At 60.7% G+C, this 17,932-nt stretch carries 17 protein-coding genes; 3 read left to right on the forward strand and 14 right to left on the reverse strand.

Annotation, left to right across the window (positions count from 1 at the left end):
• Positions 1-33: 33 nt before the first annotated feature.
• From ureG to Q1A53_RS06405, 12 genes are all read right to left on the reverse strand, one after another.
• Positions 34-657 carry an urease accessory protein UreG gene (gene ureG / locus Q1A53_RS06350; protein ID WP_299964125.1) on the reverse strand — a complete coding sequence of 208 codons (624 nt, stop codon included), beginning with the start codon at positions 655-657 and terminating at the stop codon, positions 34-36.
• Positions 654-1,292 (reverse strand): urease accessory UreF family protein, encoded by a 639-nt coding sequence (locus Q1A53_RS06355; protein ID WP_299964126.1) that lies wholly within the window; start codon positions 1,290-1,292, stop codon positions 654-656. Before Q1A53_RS06355 ends, ureG begins: the two co-directional genes overlap by 4 nt.
• Positions 1,282-1,761: an urease accessory protein UreE gene (ureE, locus tag Q1A53_RS06360; RefSeq protein WP_299964127.1), complete on the reverse strand. Its 480-nt coding sequence runs from the start codon at positions 1,759-1,761 to the stop codon at positions 1,282-1,284. Before ureE ends, Q1A53_RS06355 begins: the two co-directional genes overlap by 11 nt.
• Positions 1,758-2,267 carry a hypothetical protein gene (locus tag Q1A53_RS06365; protein ID WP_299964128.1) on the reverse strand — a complete coding sequence of 170 codons (510 nt, stop codon included), beginning with the start codon at positions 2,265-2,267 and terminating at the stop codon, positions 1,758-1,760. Before Q1A53_RS06365 ends, ureE begins: the two co-directional genes overlap by 4 nt.
• Complete coding sequence (gene ureC / locus Q1A53_RS06370; RefSeq protein WP_299964129.1) at positions 2,267-3,976, reverse strand: urease subunit alpha; 1,710 nt, start codon at positions 3,974-3,976, stop codon at positions 2,267-2,269. Before ureC ends, Q1A53_RS06365 begins: the two co-directional genes overlap by 1 nt.
• A gap of 14 nt (positions 3,977-3,990) precedes the next feature.
• Positions 3,991-4,305, reverse strand: a complete 315-nt coding sequence (locus tag Q1A53_RS06375; RefSeq protein WP_299964130.1) for a lysozyme inhibitor LprI family protein — start codon at positions 4,303-4,305, stop codon at positions 3,991-3,993.
• A gap of 104 nt (positions 4,306-4,409) precedes the next feature.
• A complete protein-coding gene (locus Q1A53_RS06380) occupies positions 4,410-5,231 on the reverse strand; it encodes a cyclase family protein (protein WP_299964131.1) in 822 nt (273 codons plus the stop codon).
• Positions 5,232-5,255: 24 nt separating this feature from the next.
• Entirely contained in the window at positions 5,256-5,561 is a 306-nt protein-coding gene (locus Q1A53_RS06385; RefSeq protein WP_299964473.1) for an urease subunit beta, read from the reverse strand.
• Positions 5,562-5,603: 42 nt separating this feature from the next.
• Complete coding sequence (locus Q1A53_RS06390; RefSeq protein ID WP_299964132.1) at positions 5,604-5,906, reverse strand: urease subunit gamma; 303 nt, start codon at positions 5,904-5,906, stop codon at positions 5,604-5,606.
• Between the two features lie 3 nt (positions 5,907-5,909).
• Complete coding sequence (locus tag Q1A53_RS06395) at positions 5,910-6,725, reverse strand: urease accessory protein UreD (protein WP_299964133.1); 816 nt, start codon at positions 6,723-6,725, stop codon at positions 5,910-5,912.
• A gap of 135 nt (positions 6,726-6,860) precedes the next feature.
• Positions 6,861-7,667 carry an MBL fold metallo-hydrolase gene (locus Q1A53_RS06400; protein ID WP_299964134.1) on the reverse strand — a complete coding sequence of 269 codons (807 nt, stop codon included), beginning with the start codon at positions 7,665-7,667 and terminating at the stop codon, positions 6,861-6,863.
• A complete protein-coding gene (locus Q1A53_RS06405; protein WP_299964135.1) occupies positions 7,664-7,954 on the reverse strand; it encodes a putative quinol monooxygenase in 291 nt (96 codons plus the stop codon). Before Q1A53_RS06405 ends, Q1A53_RS06400 begins: the two co-directional genes overlap by 4 nt.
• 123 nt (positions 7,955-8,077) lie before the next feature.
• On the opposite strand from Q1A53_RS06405, the gene Q1A53_RS06410 reads away from it, so the two are divergent.
• Positions 8,078-9,166: an isocitrate/isopropylmalate family dehydrogenase gene (locus tag Q1A53_RS06410; RefSeq protein ID WP_299964136.1), complete on the forward strand. Its 1,089-nt coding sequence runs from the start codon at positions 8,078-8,080 to the stop codon at positions 9,164-9,166.
• Positions 9,163-10,227, forward strand: coding sequence for a Gfo/Idh/MocA family oxidoreductase (locus Q1A53_RS06415; RefSeq protein ID WP_299964137.1), 1,065 nt, complete (start codon positions 9,163-9,165; stop codon positions 10,225-10,227). Before Q1A53_RS06410 ends, Q1A53_RS06415 begins: the two co-directional genes overlap by 4 nt.
• A 157-nt stretch (positions 10,228-10,384) precedes the next feature.
• Here the strand turns inward: Q1A53_RS06415 and Q1A53_RS06420 are convergent, their stop codons facing one another.
• Positions 10,385-11,194, reverse strand: a complete 810-nt coding sequence (locus Q1A53_RS06420) for an aspartate dehydrogenase (protein WP_299964142.1) — start codon at positions 11,192-11,194, stop codon at positions 10,385-10,387.
• Positions 11,195-11,697: 503 nt separating this feature from the next.
• Between Q1A53_RS06420 and Q1A53_RS06425 the strand changes: the two genes are divergently transcribed.
• Positions 11,698-14,535: a GGDEF and EAL domain-containing protein gene (locus tag Q1A53_RS06425; RefSeq protein ID WP_299964144.1), complete on the forward strand. Its 2,838-nt coding sequence runs from the start codon at positions 11,698-11,700 to the stop codon at positions 14,533-14,535.
• A 335-nt stretch (positions 14,536-14,870) separates the two neighbouring features.
• Here the strand turns inward: Q1A53_RS06425 and Q1A53_RS06430 are convergent, their stop codons facing one another.
• Entirely contained in the window at positions 14,871-17,825 is a 2,955-nt protein-coding gene (locus tag Q1A53_RS06430; protein ID WP_299964146.1) for an EAL domain-containing protein, read from the reverse strand.
• Positions 17,826-17,932 lie beyond the last annotated feature (107 nt).

Consider the following 17,932-nt stretch of genomic DNA (forward strand, 5'->3'; position numbering starts at 1 on the left):
GCTTGCCGGGAGATTTACTTCCAGGCAGATGCGCTATGCTTGCAACAGACCCAGGCCCGAGATTTCGCGCAGCGCCCGGATCACTCCCGGAACGCCCCGCCCATGCCTGAGGGCTGTGAAGAAAAAGGGCCGTCCGGCCCGCATCCGCGCGGCATCGCGCTCCATCACCTCCAAAGACGCGCCCACATGAGGGGCCAAATCGGTCTTGTTGATGATCAGGATGTCTGACCGTGTAATTGCCGGGCCACCCTTGCGGGGGATTTCCTCGCCCGCGGCGACGTCGATCACATAGAGGGTCACATCCGCCAGCTCAGGGGAAAACGTTGCGCTCAGGTTGTCGCCGCCGCTCTCGATCAGGATGGCTTCGATCTCCGGATGGCGAGATTGCATCTCGGCGACTGCTGCCAGGTTGATCGACGCATCCTCGCGAATGGCCGTATGGGGGCACCCGCCGGTCTCGACCCCGATCACCCTGTCCTGCGGGAGGATCTGCAGCCGCATCAGCGCTTCTGCATCCTCCTGAGTATAGATGTCGTTGGTGATGACGCCGACGGAGTGCTCGGGGGTGAGCGCGCGGGCGAGGGCGGCGGTCAGTGTGGTTTTACCCGCCCCGACGGGGCCGCCGATGCCGATACGAAGAGGGCCGTTCAGTTTCATGTGCGAAAGACCTTTGAATAGAGGGTTTCGTGCTGCATGGCTGCGATGTCCGCGGCAAAGCAGGCGGAGGTGAGGTCGGTCAAGGGTGTGCCCATCGCGTCGTCCACAGTCTGCGTGACCAGCGGGGCCATACGGGCCAGCAAGTCCTGCCCTTCGGTCTGGCCGAGGGGGATACGGCGCACTGCCGCAGAGACCAGATTTGCCGCAAAGGCCTGCAGGTAGAGCGCCGCCGTCAGGTCGAGCGACAGGTCGCGCTCACTTGCCGCCCGCCCCACGGCAACAGGGTAGCACAGCGCACCGAGGCGCGTGTGCCAGATCGCATCGACGGTCCGGCAAAAGGCCTGTCCCTGATCCGCGGTTTCGCGCAGACGCCCGGCACTGGCCGCAAAGGCGCGGGCTGTCGCGTCGATCACGGGCACGTCTTCCGGTACCGCGCGGTAGGCAGCCCCGAGCAGTACGATATCTGCCCGTCCGCCACCGAACGCCACGAGATCGTGCAGCCACGCTTCGAAACTGCGGACGCTGGCAATCCGACCGTCGGCAATGGCAGTCTCCAGCCCGTGCGAATAGGCAAAGGCACCGACCGGAAACCCCGGCGACAGCCATTGGGTGAGGGTCAGGACGTCAGTGCTCATGCGTATGCGCGCCGGGGCCATGTTCGGCGCTGTGATCATGACTATGCGTGCGTCCGTGCCCGTAGGCGCCCCCTTCGGGCGTAAACGGCGCGGTAACCTCGGTGACAGTTGCGCCAAGCTGCGCCAGCATGTCCGCCATGACGTGGTTGCGCTGGATCAGCAAACGGTCCGCTTCGATCTGGCACGGGGTGTGCCGGTTGCCGATGTGCCAGGCGACCCGGTGCAGATCGTCACCGGTGATCTGCAAGAGTGGCTCGGGGGCTGCGCGAATGCCGATCCGCGTGCCCTCGCTGGTTTCCAGCGCGTCGCCGGCGTTGAGCGACGTCGTCTTGGGCAGATCCACCAGCAGCTGCGCGCCCCCGTCGGTGGTCAGAACCTTTCGTCGCAGAAAGCGCGCGTCATAGTCGAGCGTGACGTGGTCGTCAGCGTCACGAGCATGGACAACCTTCTGGGCAAGCCACCCGGTCACGCGCTTCCTGCCCGGTCCGGCAACGCGCCCAATCTGTCGCGCGTCGTCTTGAGCATCGTGTCGAGCACGAGAAACGGCATGGGGCCGGTCATGTGATCCTCCATCCTCTGTGTCAGCGCGGTTTCTTTGCCCGCACCGTAGATGTCATCGAGCTTCATGATGTGGTCCTGAAAAACGAACCACGGGTTTTCGGTAAAATCATCGTCGAGCGGATCCGAACGCGCAGCCGCCTCCCAGGCGTCGACGCAATTCTCGCGGCAGGTTTCACGGTAGACGTCCAGCGCCGCATCCTTCCAGACGTCGATCAGCCCCGCACCCTCGGCGGGGACCTCGCCGCCAGCCTCCGTTACCCCTTGCACCATCGACAGCTCAAAGCCCCGACCCACCAGGTAGAGCACGGACGCGCGCAACTGAGCTGAGCTTTCCGGGGTTTCCACGATGGTCTGGGCGGCCTGCAGATAACCGTAGGCTTCGACAGCCATCCTGTCCGGTGCGGAGAGCGGCATCAAAACAGAAAATACCTCTGGGCCATGGGCAGCACTTCTGCTGGCTGGCAGGTCAGCAGCTCGCCGTCGGCGCGGACCTCGTAGGTCTCGGGGTTCACCTCGATCTTGGGCAGTGCGTCGTTCAACACCAGATCCTTTTTGCCGATCCCGCGGGTGCCCTTGACGGCCACCACGTCCTTGGCCAGCCCAAGGCTGCCCTTGATCCCTGCGGCCTCTGCCGCCGCGCTCACAAAGGTCACCGAGGAGCGTTCGACGGACCGGCCGAAGCTGCCGAACATCGGCCGGGTAAAGACCGGCTGCGGCGTCGGGATCGACGCATTCGGATCCCCCATCTGGGCGCAGACGATGGTGCCCGCCATCAGCACCATCTCCGGCTTCACACCGAAAAAGGCTGGATTCCACAGGCACAGATCCGCGCGCTTGCCTTCCTCGATGGAGCCGATCTCGTGGCTGATACCGTGGGCGATGGCGGGATTGATGGTATATTTCGCGATGTAGCGGCGCACGCGCAGATTGTCGTTCTCACCGGTCTCTTCCGGCAGTCGCCCGCGCTGCTTCTTCATCTTGTCAGCGGTCTGCCAGGTGCGGATCAGCACCTCACCCACGCGCCCCATGGCCTGGCTGTCAGAGGCAATGATCGAAAAGGCCCCCATGTCGTGCAGGATATCTTCTGCCGCAATCGTCTCGCGCCGGATGCGGCTCTCGGCAAAGGCGACATCCTCGGGGATGGACTTGTCCAGGTGGTGGCACACCATGAGCATGTCCAGATGCTCTTCGAGGGTGTTGACCGTGAAGGGCCGCGTCGGATTGGTAGAAGAGGGCAGCACATTTGCATCGCCGCAGATCTTGATAATATCGGGCGCATGACCGCCGCCTGCGCCCTCGGTATGAAACGCGTGGATCGTGCGGCCTTTCATTGCCGCGACAGTATCTTCCACAAACCCGCTTTCATTGAGCGTATCCGTGTGGATCATCACCTGCACGTCCATGTCGTCGGCGACGCTCAGGCAGCAGTCGATGGCGGCGGGTGTCGTGCCCCAGTCCTCATGCAGCTTGAGCGCGCAGGCGCCGCCCTCAACCATCTCGACCAGCGCGGCAGGTTGGCTCGCGTTCCCTTTGCCCGAAACACCGATGTTCATGGCGAAGTGATCCACGCTCTGCAGCATGCGCCCGATGTGCCACGGACCGGGCGTGCAGGTGGTGGCCAGTGTGCCATGCGCGGGGCCCGTACCGCCGCCCAGTTGCGTGGTGATACCTGAATGCAGCGCGTCCTCGATTTGCTGAGGGCAGATGAAGTGAATGTGGCTGTCGAACCCACCGGCGGTCAGGATCTTCCCCTCGCCCGCCAGCGCCTCCGTTCCCGGGCCGACGATGATATCGACGGCCGGCTGAGTGTCCGGGTTGCCCGCCTTGCCGATCTTGTGGATGCGCCCGTCCTTCAGCCCAACATCCGCCTTGTAGATGCCGGAGTGATCGACGATCAGCGCGTTGGTAATCACAGTATCGACAGCGCCCTCGGCCCGGGTCACCTGGGACTGCCCCATGCCATCGCGGATGACCTTGCCACCGCCGAATTTCACCTCTTCGCCATAAGCGGTGTGATCGCGCTCCACCTCGATGATCAAGTCGGTATCGGCAAGCCGGACCTTGTCGCCCGTGGTCGGGCCGAACATGGCGGCATAATTGGTGCGGGATATCGTGGCAGGCATGTGGGTGATCCTGATCAGTTGGTCATGAGAAATAAGCGCAGGTCTTCGTTGCGGCGCAGGGTCAGCCGCTCCAGGCACGACAAAAACAGCTGATTGGCCATGGAGCCGCCCCGGGCGATGGTCGCCTCGGCGCTGCAAGCCTGATCGCGGAACGAGATCCAGGTCCGTTGCGCACCCCGCAGGATCTGCTCGCCCGACGGGGTATGGCCAGGACCGGCGGCATCGCTTTCTTTGACGCGGGCCATGGTCTGTTGCCAGACATCGTTCAATTCGCGATCCGCCGCCTCCGCCGCGCGCCCGGCACAGCCCGTCATTTCAATCTGCGTCACGGGTTCTGTGCAGTCCAGCTCCTGCGCCACGGCGGGGCTGACGAGGCAGATCGCTATCGCCAGCCTCGTGAGCCTACCGTTGCATATGACCCGTCGCACCTGCATCAGACCATCGCAAAGATGCGCGCGGGACCACCGGTGCCGCCCACGTGATTTGGCGCGCCGACGACCAATGTGGCACCTGCCCCAGGCACATCGCCCAGCCCTGCAAGGTTCTCGATCCCGTAGCGACCCGACGGCAACCAGGCGTAATGCGTGGCAAAATCCGCCGACGGCCCATGATCGAGCGAGAGCGTATCCACCGCCATCGCGACCGCCGTTGTTTCCTCCAGAAGCATTTGCGTGGCCTCAATGTGAAATCCGGGGAAATGCTTCACCCCATCCGCATCATTGCCGACGTACCCCGGCCCATCCGTCTTGCCTGCCCAGCCCGAATGCATCGCAATACAGGCCCGGTCGGGGATCTCCCCATTGGCCGCAATCCAGGCCTTCAGATCATCGGGTGTCACCTGCGCATCCGGGTCAGCTTCGGCCTTCCCGGCAATGTCGATCACACAAAGCGGCACCACCAGATCACGTACCGGGATCTCATCGACCGACGCCCCATCCGCCGAAAAATGAAGCGGCGCATCGATGTGCGTGGCCGTGTGCTCGTTGATGCTGAGGTTCATGAGGTTGAACCCATGCTCCGCAAAATTGAACTGCTGCTCCATCGAGATCCCCGGCACCCCGAAAAACGTCGGAAACTCCGGGCTCAGCTTGTGGCTCATGTCCACCACCCCGCCATGCCCGGCGGCCAGCGCGGGCGGTGCGGCGGCGACAGCCCCCAAACTCGCCGCCGCCCCGACCGCAGCCGTCGTGCGAAAGAAATCGCGCCGCGACAGCATTCTGTCCTTCACGGCATTGATCACACAGATATCACACATTTCCCTGTCTCCTCCCTGAAACCCTTACAAATCGCCCATCACCTGGCCGTTGAAGCCGAATACCCGGCGCGCGCCCGACAGCGGGATCAGCTGAACTTCACGCCGCTGACCGGGCTCAAAGCGCACAGCTGTCCCGGCAGCAATATCGAGCCTGCATCCACGGGCCGCGGCGCGGTCAAAATCCAGCGCGCCATTACTCTCGGCAAAATGGTAATGACTGCCGACCTGCACGGGTCTGTCTCCAGTATTGGCGACCATCAGCGTGATCGCCTCGGCACCCTCGTTCAACGTGATGTCACCACTGGCAACAAAGACTTCGCCCGGGATCATATGTGCTTCCTGCTCTTTCATCTTGCCAAATGAACTCAAATTCTACCGGATGGGATCGTGCACCGTCACCAGTTTCGTACCGTCCGGAAAGGTCGCCTCAACCTGCACATCGTGGATCATCTCGGGCACCCCGTCCATGCATTGCGCGCGTGTGATGACCTGTGCCCCGGCCTGCATCATGTCCGCGACCGACCGGCCATCGCGGGCGCCTTCCACCACCGCATCGGTGATCAGCGCAATCGCCTCGGGGTGGTTCAGCTTGACGCCACGCGCCAGCCGTTTGCGGGCCACCTCTGCCGCCATTGCGATCAGCAGTTTGTCTTTTTCACGAGGGGTCAGCTGCATCGGTCACAGTCTCCAGCTTGCAGGTAGATCATTGTCGGTCAGGTATTCCAGTATAGGCACGAGATGACGGCGCAGGTCAAAGCCATCGCGCGCCAGCATCCGCATCACCAGTATATCCGGGCCCAGCAGGCTGGCACCGGCCAGGGGCCCCGCCATCTGGCGTACTGTCCCCAGATGGGCCTCGGCCTCCGGCGCGACACAGACCAGATTGGCCATGGCGCGCGCACCGTCGCCCACTGCCGGTCGGTCAAGCTGTGCGGGCACGTCACCCATCAGGTCCACACCATCCGCATAGATCGGCTGGCCTGCCCGGTGAATGCGGATCCGGTCGCGAAAGCGCAGGCCGCGCGCCTCTTCGCCCATGGCCGTGCGTCCGAAAATCACCGGCTCCACCATCAAAAACCGCGCGTCCAACTCCAGATCTACCTCGAGCCGCCTGGACAGTGCGGCGCATTCGTAAAGGATTGTCTCCTGCGGCAGCCAGCGCAGCGATGCGCCCGCCCGGACGCTGAGACGCGTTGTCACCTTGCCGGTTTGACCCGGCTGCGCGCGGTAGGCCCGCTCCGCCGCTTGCGTGGTCAGCACAAGGGTGGACTCCGCGCCCGCTTCTGCGGTCAGGTCGAACCGGTCGCCACCGGTGATCCCACCTGCGCTGTTGATGGCAACGACGTGCAAGGGCCCCGAACTGCGCGGAAACAGCAGCTTGAGCGCGCCCGCCATATGCAGATCGGCGATGCAGGATCGACCCGCACGCCCCTTGCTCTCTACGCGCGCGGTGCCGAGGGCGCGCGGCTGGTCCAGCAAGGTGGCAGGGGTCATGAGCAAGGCGGATTGCTTTCGGGCGGGCGATTTTCTCAGAGCAATCTCACACGCGCGTCGCGGTTTGACCATAGCGCGCCGGACCATGCGGTTCGTGGCGTGCCAAACTGCCCTATTTCCGGGCAGGGTTTCGCGTCAGGGTAGATCAAGGAGCGCTGTGTCGCGCGGGCCGTGATCCAGCCGCCAGATGTGATCGGCCATCGCCGCTGGAAACGCTCGCGTCACCAGGGGATCATGCCCCGGCACGATCAACTGCGGCGCGCTGGCAAGGTCATGCAACCGGTCGAACCCCTCCAGCATGTTCTGCAGATCAACGACGATGGGAAAGGGTTTGCGGGCAAAGACGTTCTCGTAGTAATGCGCCGCATCCGAGGCCAGCACCAGCCAACCCGCTGCCGTGCGCACCCGCACTGCCTGTAGACCGCGGCTGTGCCCGCCGATGCAATGCACTGTGACGCCCTCTGCAATCTCCGCATCACCGTCGTGAAATACCACCTGTCCGGAATAAAGCCGCCGAACTACCTCGCAGATATGGTCGGCTGTGAACGGCATCCGCAGCGTGTCGTGGCACATGCACGGGCCGGTGGCATAGGCCATCTCTGCGGCCTGCATGTGCAGCGTCGCACTGGGAAACAGATGCAACCCGCCCGCGTGATCATAGTGCAGATGGGTGACAATCACTTGAGTGATCGACTCCGGTGTCAGGCCCAGCGGTGCGAGCGAGGCGACAGGGTCCTGACGGATCGGCCTGTCGCGACGCAGCGCTTCGCCGGCCTCGTACCCGGTGTCGACCAGAATGACCTCCGACCCCCGGCGGAGCACCCAAATGAAGTAATCCATCGGGTGCGGCGCATCATGGTTGTCATCGAAGATAAAACTGTCACCGCGGGTTCGCGCGTTGCGATCGGCGTATTTGACCGCAAAGATCTCCCAGACGTTCATTGCACCACCTCGGCATAGGTGATCACCGTCTTTGCGGCGATCATGGGTGCGGTCTTTTCGTCAAAGGTCTTGAAATGCGTGGTCTTCAGATGCGCCTCGAAAGCCGCTTCGTCGTCATAAAGTTCATAGAGAAAAACCTCTCCCGGTCGGTCGGGAGAGGTGGCGACATCGAACTGGTGGCATCCCGGCTCCTCACGCCGCGAGGTCTGCGCATTCTGCAGCATCAACGGCATGAAATCCGTGATATGCTCGGGTTTGATCTGGAAGGTTACAACCACTGCGAACATGAGCCTTTTCCGTCTTCATTTCTCTTGTCTTTAACGCATACGTTATTGCATACATTGATCGCAAGCGGTGCTGCACCACATGGAAGGCACCTTACCAAGACTTACCACAGGGTGCGCAAGCTTATGAAAGAAACCTTTGATATCGCCGTTTTTTCCGGGGACGGTATCGGACCAGAGATTACTCAGCCGACGTTAAGGATACTGGAGCGGCTGGCCACAGACGGCGAGTATACATTGCAGTTCAAGCAGTGCCCGGCGGGGGCCGCACTCTATGCGCAGACGGGCGTGTCGCTACCCGAAGCCTCGCTTCAGGCGGCACGCAACGCCGACGCGATTCTGTTGTCGGCCATGGGCCTGCCGTCCGTCCGGTACCCCGACGGAACAGAGATCTCTCCCCAGATTGATCTGCGCAAAAAGCTCAACCTATTCGCGGGCGTGCGGCCGGTGCGGATCTTTCCGGGTCAAAAGATACCTCTGAACCTGCCGCCCGATCAGCAGGTGGATTTTGTTCTGATCCGTGAAAGCACCGAAGGGTTGTTTCACACCCAAGGCTGCGGTGAGGTGACAGAGGATGAAGCGCGCGAAACGCTGCTGATCACCCGCGAAACCTCCCAAGCGCTTTTCGCCTTTGCCTTTGATTTGGCCGCGAGACGCAAGGCATCGGGTCAGGGTCCGGGGCAGGTAACCTGCGTCGATAAGGCCAACGTGTTTCGCGCCTTTGCCTTTTTCCGGGCAATCTTCGATGCAGAGGCTGCGCGCCATCCTGAGCTGCAAAGCGCCCACGCCTACGTGGACGCCATGGCGCTCTGGTTCGTGCAAAAGCCCTGGGCATTTGATGTACTGGTCACCGAGAATATGTTTGGCGACATCCTGTCGGATCTGGGTGCAGGTTTGATGGGCGGGCTCGGTGTGGCGCCTTCGGCCGACATCGGGCATGACCACGCGGTGTTTCAGCCCTGTCACGGCTCCGCGCCTGACATCGCAGGCCAGGGTGTGGCCAATCCTATAGCGATGATCCTGTCGGCCGCGATGATGCTGGAATGGTTGGGCCAGCGCCATGGCACCGATAGGCTGATCACCGACGGCACGCGGCTGCGGCTCGCCTGTGAGGCGACGATCGCCAAGGGCGACGTATTGACCGGTGATCTGGGGGGATCCGCACGGACCGACGACGTGGCGAACGCAGTAATTGAGCAGCTTGCCGCGTCATGACGAAAGGACCCGAACTCACGGTCGCTTGCCTTGGGGCAGGCTATTTCAGCCAGTTTCACCATGAAGCCTGGGAGCGTCTGCCGCAGGTTCGGCGCATCGCCACCGCCGATCTGCGTCTTGAGGCGGCGGAGGCACTCGGACGCCCTTCCTTTTCCAGTCTGGAGGCGATGCTCGATGCGGAAATCCCCGACATCTTGGACATCATCCTGCCACCCACCGCGCACCGAAAGGCGATCCTGACTGCGATTGATGCGGGGGTGCAGACGATCATCTGTCAAAAACCTTTCTGCGAAAGCTTTGAGGAGGCCGAAGGCGTGATTCTGCTGGCAGAGCGGGCAGGGGCGCAGCTGATTGTACATGAGAATTTCCGCTTCATGCCGTGGTACCGGGCCATCAAGACCGAGATAGATGCCGGGCGTATCGGCCTGCCGCTTCAGGGGCAGTTTCACCTGCGCCCCGGGGACGGTCAGGGACCCAATGCCTATCTGGACCGGCAACCTTACTTTCAGAAGATGCCTCAGTTTCTGGTGCATGAGACGGCCGTCCACTGGATTGACACCTTTCGCTATCTCTTCGGCAATCCGCATGCGGTCTACGCCGACCTGCGCCGGATCAACCCGGTGATCAAAGGCGAGGATGCAGGCTTTATCCTTTTTGATCATCCGCGCGGTGTTCGGACGCTCTTTGATGGCAATCGTCATTGTGATCACGCGTCAGACAATCAGCGTCGGACCATGGGAGAGGCCCGTTTCGAAGGCACTGAGGGCAGCCTGAGCCTATCCGGTGATGGGTCGGTGATCTTGCGTGCGCACGGCCACCAGACAACCGAAACGGTGCTACCCGCGGACAGCTCTCCGGGTTTCGGTGGTGATTGCGTCTATCTGCTACAGCAGCATGTGGTCTTGGCGCTGGTGGATGGCGCGCCGCTGGAGAACGAGGCGCGCGATTACCTTGATGTGATCCGTATTCGCGACGCGGTCTATAAATCGGACGCGGCAGGTCAAAAAGTGCAGCTCCCGCGCCGACGAGACGAAGTAGCTCGGCGTCATTTGCTGATTTGATCCGGCTCAGGTGATCTCTCGCTATTAATGAAGGGTTTTAGCGAGCAGGGCCTGCGATCTCGCCAAGGGGTGGTCTTCAAACCGTACAATCATAGATGATGCTCCTGCGTACATCGAAGAGTGTTTGGCCTCGCCGGAGGCTCAGGCAGGTGCCCGGTCAGATCGTCACCCTGTCGCGAAGCCGGTTGATTTCGCGCAGGACACTGTAGACCGTGGCCAGGGAGGTTTTGGCGTTGCCCGCACTCGGGGCATTTTCGATTTGCATCGAGAAACGGCCCGCGGGACAGTCTACCTCATAGGCGTGCATATTGCCGCTTGCATTCGGGTCCGCCACCAACGTCACTTGCGTGCTCTCGAAACCCGGACCGGCGAGCGCCAGTGTGGCCGCGACATTGGCGTTCTTGGGGTAGCGCTGCGCGGCGGTACGTGCATTTCCCCGAAAGAAAGCACAGGGCTCCTGGAGTGCGCTCAGATCGCAGACCTCTTCCGCCGAAGTGTCGCGCCACGCCGCAGGTGGTTTGGTTGCGATGTACTGAAGCTCCATGTTGCCCGAAAGCGTAAGTGCCGACAGCAGATCGATACCACCGATGGCCCCCGATGGAAGAATGAGCCGACCCCCGCCGTCCTCTGCCGCAGCGCGCAGCCTATCGGACAGGTTTTGATCTGCCAGCGCTCCGGTGGAAACAATCAGGACGGTCCGCGCCGCTGTGAGCAGCGCGGGCGCGTAGCGGGCCACGGCCTCCTGACCGGCGCATTCGATCGTCAGATCCGGCGCCGCGGTAACCAGCGTTTCCAGATCGTCGGTGACTTCGACCGAGGTCGCTGCCGTGCGCAAGGCGGGATCCTGTAAAACGGGCACGACAGCCGACGACCGCACCAGCACTGTCAGCTTTTCCACAGGGCGGCTGCTCAGCAGGTTTGCCGTTTCGCGTCCGATGTTGCCGTATCCGATCAGCGCCAGATGCATGCGGCCATCTCCCTGAATCTGCCGAAAATCTCCGCAGGTATAGGCTGTGGTCTGCGGCAATGCGATGGAAATACGCAGATGCCGAGATGAGCGTGCTCGGTCTTAGGTCTCCGGCGCATGTTTTTCGGGCGTGACCCGCTTCACTGAAGACAACGCGCGTTGACGCAAAAACATCGTTGGGTCAGCACCTTCGGAACGGATCAGACGCCAGGATTGAAGGTGCCTGCGGGCCTCATCCAAAGGTGGTCCGTTTTCATACAGGGTTGGCGGTCGTCAGGTCACTTGGCGTACCCCCGCAGATCAACCTGAGAGTGGCAGAGCGCCTCCGGCAGATCAATCGCTTTCTGCACCCGCATCCTATCGGCGCTGGCTTGCGTCGCGGCCGGTTTCCTGACGCGCAACACTATAGATAAATTGGGAAAAATCGAGACATATTTGATTTGATAACAACGCCTTAAAGGCAAACTGCTACCAAGGACGCTGGTTGGTGTGTTAGGGTCGAGATGCACGCGAGGACGACGGGTCAGGCGCAGGTTTTCGGACCGTTGGTAGAGGCGATCGGAACGCCCGCCTTTGTGCTGGACGCTGACAACGATATCGTCGCGGCCAACCCCGCGGCATGGGGATTGTTGCCTGTCGGCGCCACAAAGGTGGCAGATATCCTACCCGATCATGCGCGCGCGCGAACGCTCGAGCATCTGACGCGGGTCCGCGCGGGCAAGAGCGCCATTGACTGCGCGCTGCTGCCCACGGGACCTGACCCAAGCGGCGCTGAATTTGTGGCAACCGCGCTGATGGGCGCACCCGAGGTCAGCGGTTTTTTTCTGTGTCAACTGGCCCAACCGGTGGATTACCGACCGATGACAATCCTGCCTTTGCCTGGAAACATACCCAAGCGCGCATGGGATATGGAGGCTGGCAGTGGTACGTGTATAGCAGTCCACGAACCGCGGACACTTGTCTTGTCAGAGGAGCCTGAGTCGATCCAATCCCTTTTGATGCTGGTCGATCCGGCGGATGTGCGCGGGGTGACCCATGCTCTGGCCAAGCTTTTGAGTGGGACGGATGACAGGATGCAGGCTCTCTGCCGGATCAAGGATGGAGGCACGGATCTTACCATCTTGATGGAAGGCACAGTATCCGCACGCGATCCGGACGGTTTTCCCACAACCATCGCCGTGATGGAAAGTGATGTCACCGTGCTACTGGATCGCCACGTTGGTGCGGCATCGGTTGCGCCGGATGCCGGGCGCTGGAAGGCCGCCACCATCAACGCAAATCAGGGTGTATGGCATCATGATTTTGAAAAAGGCACTTACTTCTTTTCGGAAACCTGGCGTCGCCAGCGCGGTTTGAGCGCTGATGAGCGAGCGGTCGATATGGTCGACAACTGGCTGGCTACGGTACATCCGAACGACCGAGCGCACGCTCAGGAGGAAAAGCGCCGCGTGGATCGGGGCGAGACCAATCTGATCAATCAAAAGTACCGTCAACGCCATAGGGACGGGCGCTGGATCTGGTTCATGAGCCGTGGTCGGGTGCTCCGGCGAAATTCGGATGGCTACCCCGTCGAGGTAATCGGGACAGACACCGACATCAACGACATCAAGGTGATGGAACTTGAAAGCCAGCGTATGGCCGAACGCCTCGACGTGGCCATGGAAGCGGCCGGGATGGCCCGGTGGGAGTACAAGATCAACGCTGACGAGGCGTTTTGGGACGACAGGTTGCTGAACATCTTCGGCATCACCGATGGGCGCAACATACGGCCGGGCTCGGACTGGATGAACTACATCCACCCCGATGACCGGGCCGAGGCGTTTGCCTATACACAGGACTGTACCGAGAGAGGGGCCGATGTGGCCTTCGATTATCGCTGCATGACCCCAGACGGCGAGGTCCGGTACATTCGAACCCGAGGCAAATATGTCAGAGACAGTGCAACAGGGCCGCGATATTACGGGATAAATTTCGATATCACCGAGGACAAGATGCGCGCGCAGGAGTTGGAAGAAGCGCGTGCCATGCTGGAACATGAAAGCCGACACGACGCATTGACCGGGCTGGCCAACCGTCGCCGTCTGGACGATGTGTATAGCGAACTGCTCAACACCGGACTGGACGCAGGCACGCGGGTCGCTGTGATGCATTTCGACATCGACCAATTCAAGCAGATCAACGACACCATGGGGCATGATGCCGGTGACGAGACGCTGAAACATGCTGCCAGCATTCTGCGTAGCCATGCGCCCGACGGTGCGCTGGTATCCCGCATCGGGGGCGATGAGTTTGCGGCACTGGTCTTTGACGCACCGGATGATGCCGCGTTAACGGAAACCGCCGAGCGTATTATCCGCCATATGTCACAGCCGTTTCACTACTACGCTCACGAGTGCAACATTGGTACAAGCATCGGGATCGCGGTCGCCGAAGGCCAGCCCGATCCCGAAAGTAACCTTTTCATAGATGCTGATCTCGCTCTCTATGAGGCGAAGAAAGCCGGTCGGGGGCGGGTAAGGTTCTTTAATGGCGCGATGAAAGAGGCAGCACAGCAGCGCAAGAATTCCTTTGATGCGCTGCTTGCCGGGTTCGAGCAGGGCGAGATCACCTGCCACTATCAGCCCCAGTTCGATACCAAGACCCTCGAACTGACCGGACTGGAGGCGCTGGTGCGGTGGGAAAGCGACCGTTTCGGGCTCCTGATGCCCGGTGAATTCCTTCAGACAGCCGAGGACATGGGGCTTTTGGCGCAATTCGACGAACTTGTGCTGCGCCGGGCGTTGCATGACATGCAGAGCTGGGAAGCCGCGGGGCTCGCGGTACCGCAAATATCGGTCAACGTGTCGTCGCATCGTCTGAATGATCCGAGCCTTGGCGATCAGTTGCGGGCGCTTGAGTTGCCGGCGCGCAAGCTGTCGTTTGAGCTTCTGGAGTCGGCCTTTCTGGATGCGCGGAACGACGTGATAGACCGAAATCTGAGAATGATAAATCAGATGGGTATCGACATCGAGATTGATGATTTCGGCAGTGGTCACGCATCCATAGCCAGCTTGCTGGAGATTTTGCCGAAACGGTTGAAGATTGATCGTTCGCTTATCCAGCCCATCGTCGGATCCGAGCAGCAGCGCGCATTGGTCGAGACGATTATCGGGATCGGAGAGATGCTTGACATTCGGGTGGTTGCCGAAGGCGTCGAGACGACAGAGCACGTGCACCTTTTGCAAAAGATGAACTGTTGTTACTTGCAGGGGTATGGGTTGGCGCGTCCGATGGATGCAACCGCGATGCGCAGCTTTCTGGAGGACCTGAGCTCTAGCGCTGGACGGCTAAGGCTCGCCTGATCTGACCGGATGTCAACTGCGACAGACCACCGGCGGAAACCGCATCAGCAAGCCCGCGAAACTCTGTCAAACGACCTGCCAACTAACCGTCAACACAGCATGTCCCATCGTCCCTTGGTCGGCATCCCGGGTGGTACTCCCGCTCCAAGGTGAAGGTCTTGGTCGACTTCTGCTGCGGATGCGCGGTGGAACGGTGCGATCATCGGCAGAGACAATGACCCTGAGCATGTTCCAATGCCTCAGCTGTCACAAGACGCTGTGGCCGAGGTTCTTGCCATACTGGCATCTTGATTGACCGTTTTGCCGCGCGATCCTGTACCCCGCATAGTGTAGCGTCAGCCGGTCCCCAAACGCGCTTCCGGCTCGCTCCGTGACAAGTAGTCCAGTAGTTCAGACAGCGGTAACGGTTGGGAAAAGAAGTACCCCTGCAGGCGTTCGGCGCCCAGTTCACCCAAAAGTTGAGCTTGTTCAGCCGTTTCCACCCCTTCGGCCGTGACACCGATATCCAGAGCATAGCCGATGTCGATGATCGAACGAACCAGTCGGGTCGCATTGTTCCCCCGTGCCATCGGCGTGACCAGGCGTCTGTCGATCTTGAGTTGGTTGGGGGAGATCCGTTGCAGGGCAACAATCGAGGCACGACCGCTGCCGAAATCATCCACCTCCAGCGATATGCCCAACTCGCGCAGCTGATCAAGCTGCAGCATGAAGGCTTCGCTTTCCTCTTCGAGAAAGATCGTCTCCAGCAGTTCGAAGGCGATCTTGCCAGCATAGCTCCTGGCCAGCCTGCCGATCTCCTCAATCTCGTGGCATTGCAGACGGTTGGCACTGACGTTGAATGAGAGGCTTGGCACATGGGGCATACGCGCAAAAGCGGACTGACACTCTTCGACCGCTTTTTCAAAGATCATCCGGTCGATGTTCGCCACCACATTCAGATCTGTCGCAACGCCCAAAAAGACCTCGGGCGGCAGAATGCCGCGGGTTGGATGGCGCCAGCGCGCCAGTGCCTCGAGCCCCACCACTTCGCCGGTGCGGGCGTCGACCTGTGGCTGATAGTGCGGTTCGAATTCTCTGCCTTCCAGCGCGCGGATAATGTCGTCGGCCAAGCGCTTGGTAGCACGCATTTCTTCGATGTCGGATTGATCAAAGATTGCCATTTGGCCGCGACCCGCGCGTTTCGCCTTGTAAAGCGCAACATCGGAATTGGTCAAAAGATCCTCTTCATTGGCGAGGGGTGTATGCGCAATGCCAATCGAGGCACCAAAGCGGCATTCCCGACCCTCAAAAATGGTGGGTTTCACCAGATCGACCAGCAGCGCGTCCGCCAGTTGCTGCGGTCGGTCGCTGATCACTGGCAAGTGCAGCAGGATCACGAATTCATCACCGCCGATCCGGGCGACAACATCGTTTCTGCGTACATTGGTGCGAATCCGGCGCGCAACATCGCGCAACACCTGATCGCCCGCCGCATGACCTATGGTATCGTTAATCTGCTTGAAACGGTCCAAGTCAATGTGCAGCGCGGCGAGTTCGCCGCCTTTCGTCCTTCGGAGTTTGGACAACTCGTCGAAACGCTCGCTGAGATATCGCCGGTTGCCGAGCCCGGTCAATTGATCGTGCAATGCTTCGAACGTGATCTGCTGGTTGGCGCGCTCCAGTTGAGCCGCGTAATCCTCCAATGCACGACGTTGACGCACCGTTTCCGTCATGTTCAGCCGCAGGACCAGTGTTTCGTCATTATCCGCACGGGACCGGATAATGCGGTAGTGGCGGTCACCCGCGATCTCGAAGTCTTCTTCCTCGATCTTGGTCATGTCGGGATTGACGTATTCGCTCAGCCATTCTTTTTCTCGACCGACAGCCGCAGGGATCTGCCCGTTTTTGATCGCGATGGAGAGGACCTCGTTGGCATGCATGCCCACCTTGATCAGATTGGCATCCTCACCGAGGAACCGGGCAAATGCCGGGTTCCAGATCACCAGGCACAAGTCTCTGTCGTAGATGGAAAACGGGTCAGGGAAGGCGTTGATGGCCGAGATCAACCGGTCTTGGGTCTTTTGCAGGGCCCGGCGTTGGCGCACCAATTCGGTTGTATCCAGGCGTACAACAACCAAATCGCCATTGTGCGACCGTGACCGCAGGATGCGGTGATGCTGATCACCGGCAAGCTCCATATCCTCCACTGGGGTCGCCGCTTTGGCATGCTCGAGCGTGGTGCGGAGCCACTCTTCCTCACGACCGACCGCTTCGGTAAAACGTTGTTCTCGCAAACCGATCTTCATGACCTCCTCAAGGGTCATGCCAGCGCTCAGATCATTGGGATTGGCCGTCAAGCTTTCCAAATACGCCTCATTCCAGACCACCAGCCGCATATTGCTGTCGTAGATAGAGAAGGGGGCAGGGTAGGCACTGATTGCCGATAGCAGGCGTTCCTGCAGTTCTTCGGCGTTGCGGCGCTGGCGGACCAGTTCGGTGATGTTCATCCGGATGATCACCCAGTCGCCGTCTTCGGCGACGCTGCGCAGAACGCGGTGATGCACATCGTCCGGCAGCATGATGTCCTCAATCGTATGTGCCAGTTCCGCGGGGTTTTCGATTGCCTGAAAGAAACCGTCGCGTTTGTCCGTCGGGACGTCGATGAGCCCACAGTCGAAGGCATGGCTAACGATATCCCGCGCATGCATGCCGGGCTTTATCCGGTTTGGATCAGTGGACATGGAACTCTGATAAGCTCTGTTGCAGACGACCAGCCTCAGATCCTTGTCGTAGATAACGAACGGATCGGGGTAGGCGTTCATGGCCGATAACATGCGGCTTTGGGTGGACAGCAGCTCCGCGTACATCCGTTCCTGCTCTGCGATCAGTTTATCACGTTCCTGCAATGTCTTGGCGGCCGCATCCTCGCGGGCCTTCAGATCAGAAATATCGCGGAAGGTCGCACAGCAAAAGAGCCCGCCGCTTTCCGGATCACGCACGACAAAAAGCGAGATACTGGCCCAGAACCTGTGACCATCGGCATGCAGGCAACTGGTCTCGACCCGAATTTCCTTTTGTCCCGATTTGAGCAAAGGATCGACCTTGCCCGCAAATGTGTTCCAGGTTTCGCTGTCGTGAACTTCATCCACCGGCAAGCCCAGAACATCCTCGGGTTCCTGACCGAAAAGCGCCGTATAGGCAGGGTTCACGTGCACCAAGCGCATCTTTTTGTCGCCGGGTGCGCAGTAGGACACACCGACCGCGTCCTGCGTCAGCGACAAGAAATCTTTGATGACATCGGACAGCTTCATCACACGCCCTTCGAACCGGTCCGATCTTCTTAGCGACCATTCGTTACTCGAAGTGTAAAGCTCAAGTTTTACCGATCTGCCCGACCCGTGGCGGCGCGCCCCCGGCT

This window comes from uncultured Roseobacter sp. (assembly GCF_947496515.1).
Lineage (GTDB): Bacteria > Pseudomonadota > Alphaproteobacteria > Rhodobacterales > Rhodobacteraceae > Roseobacter.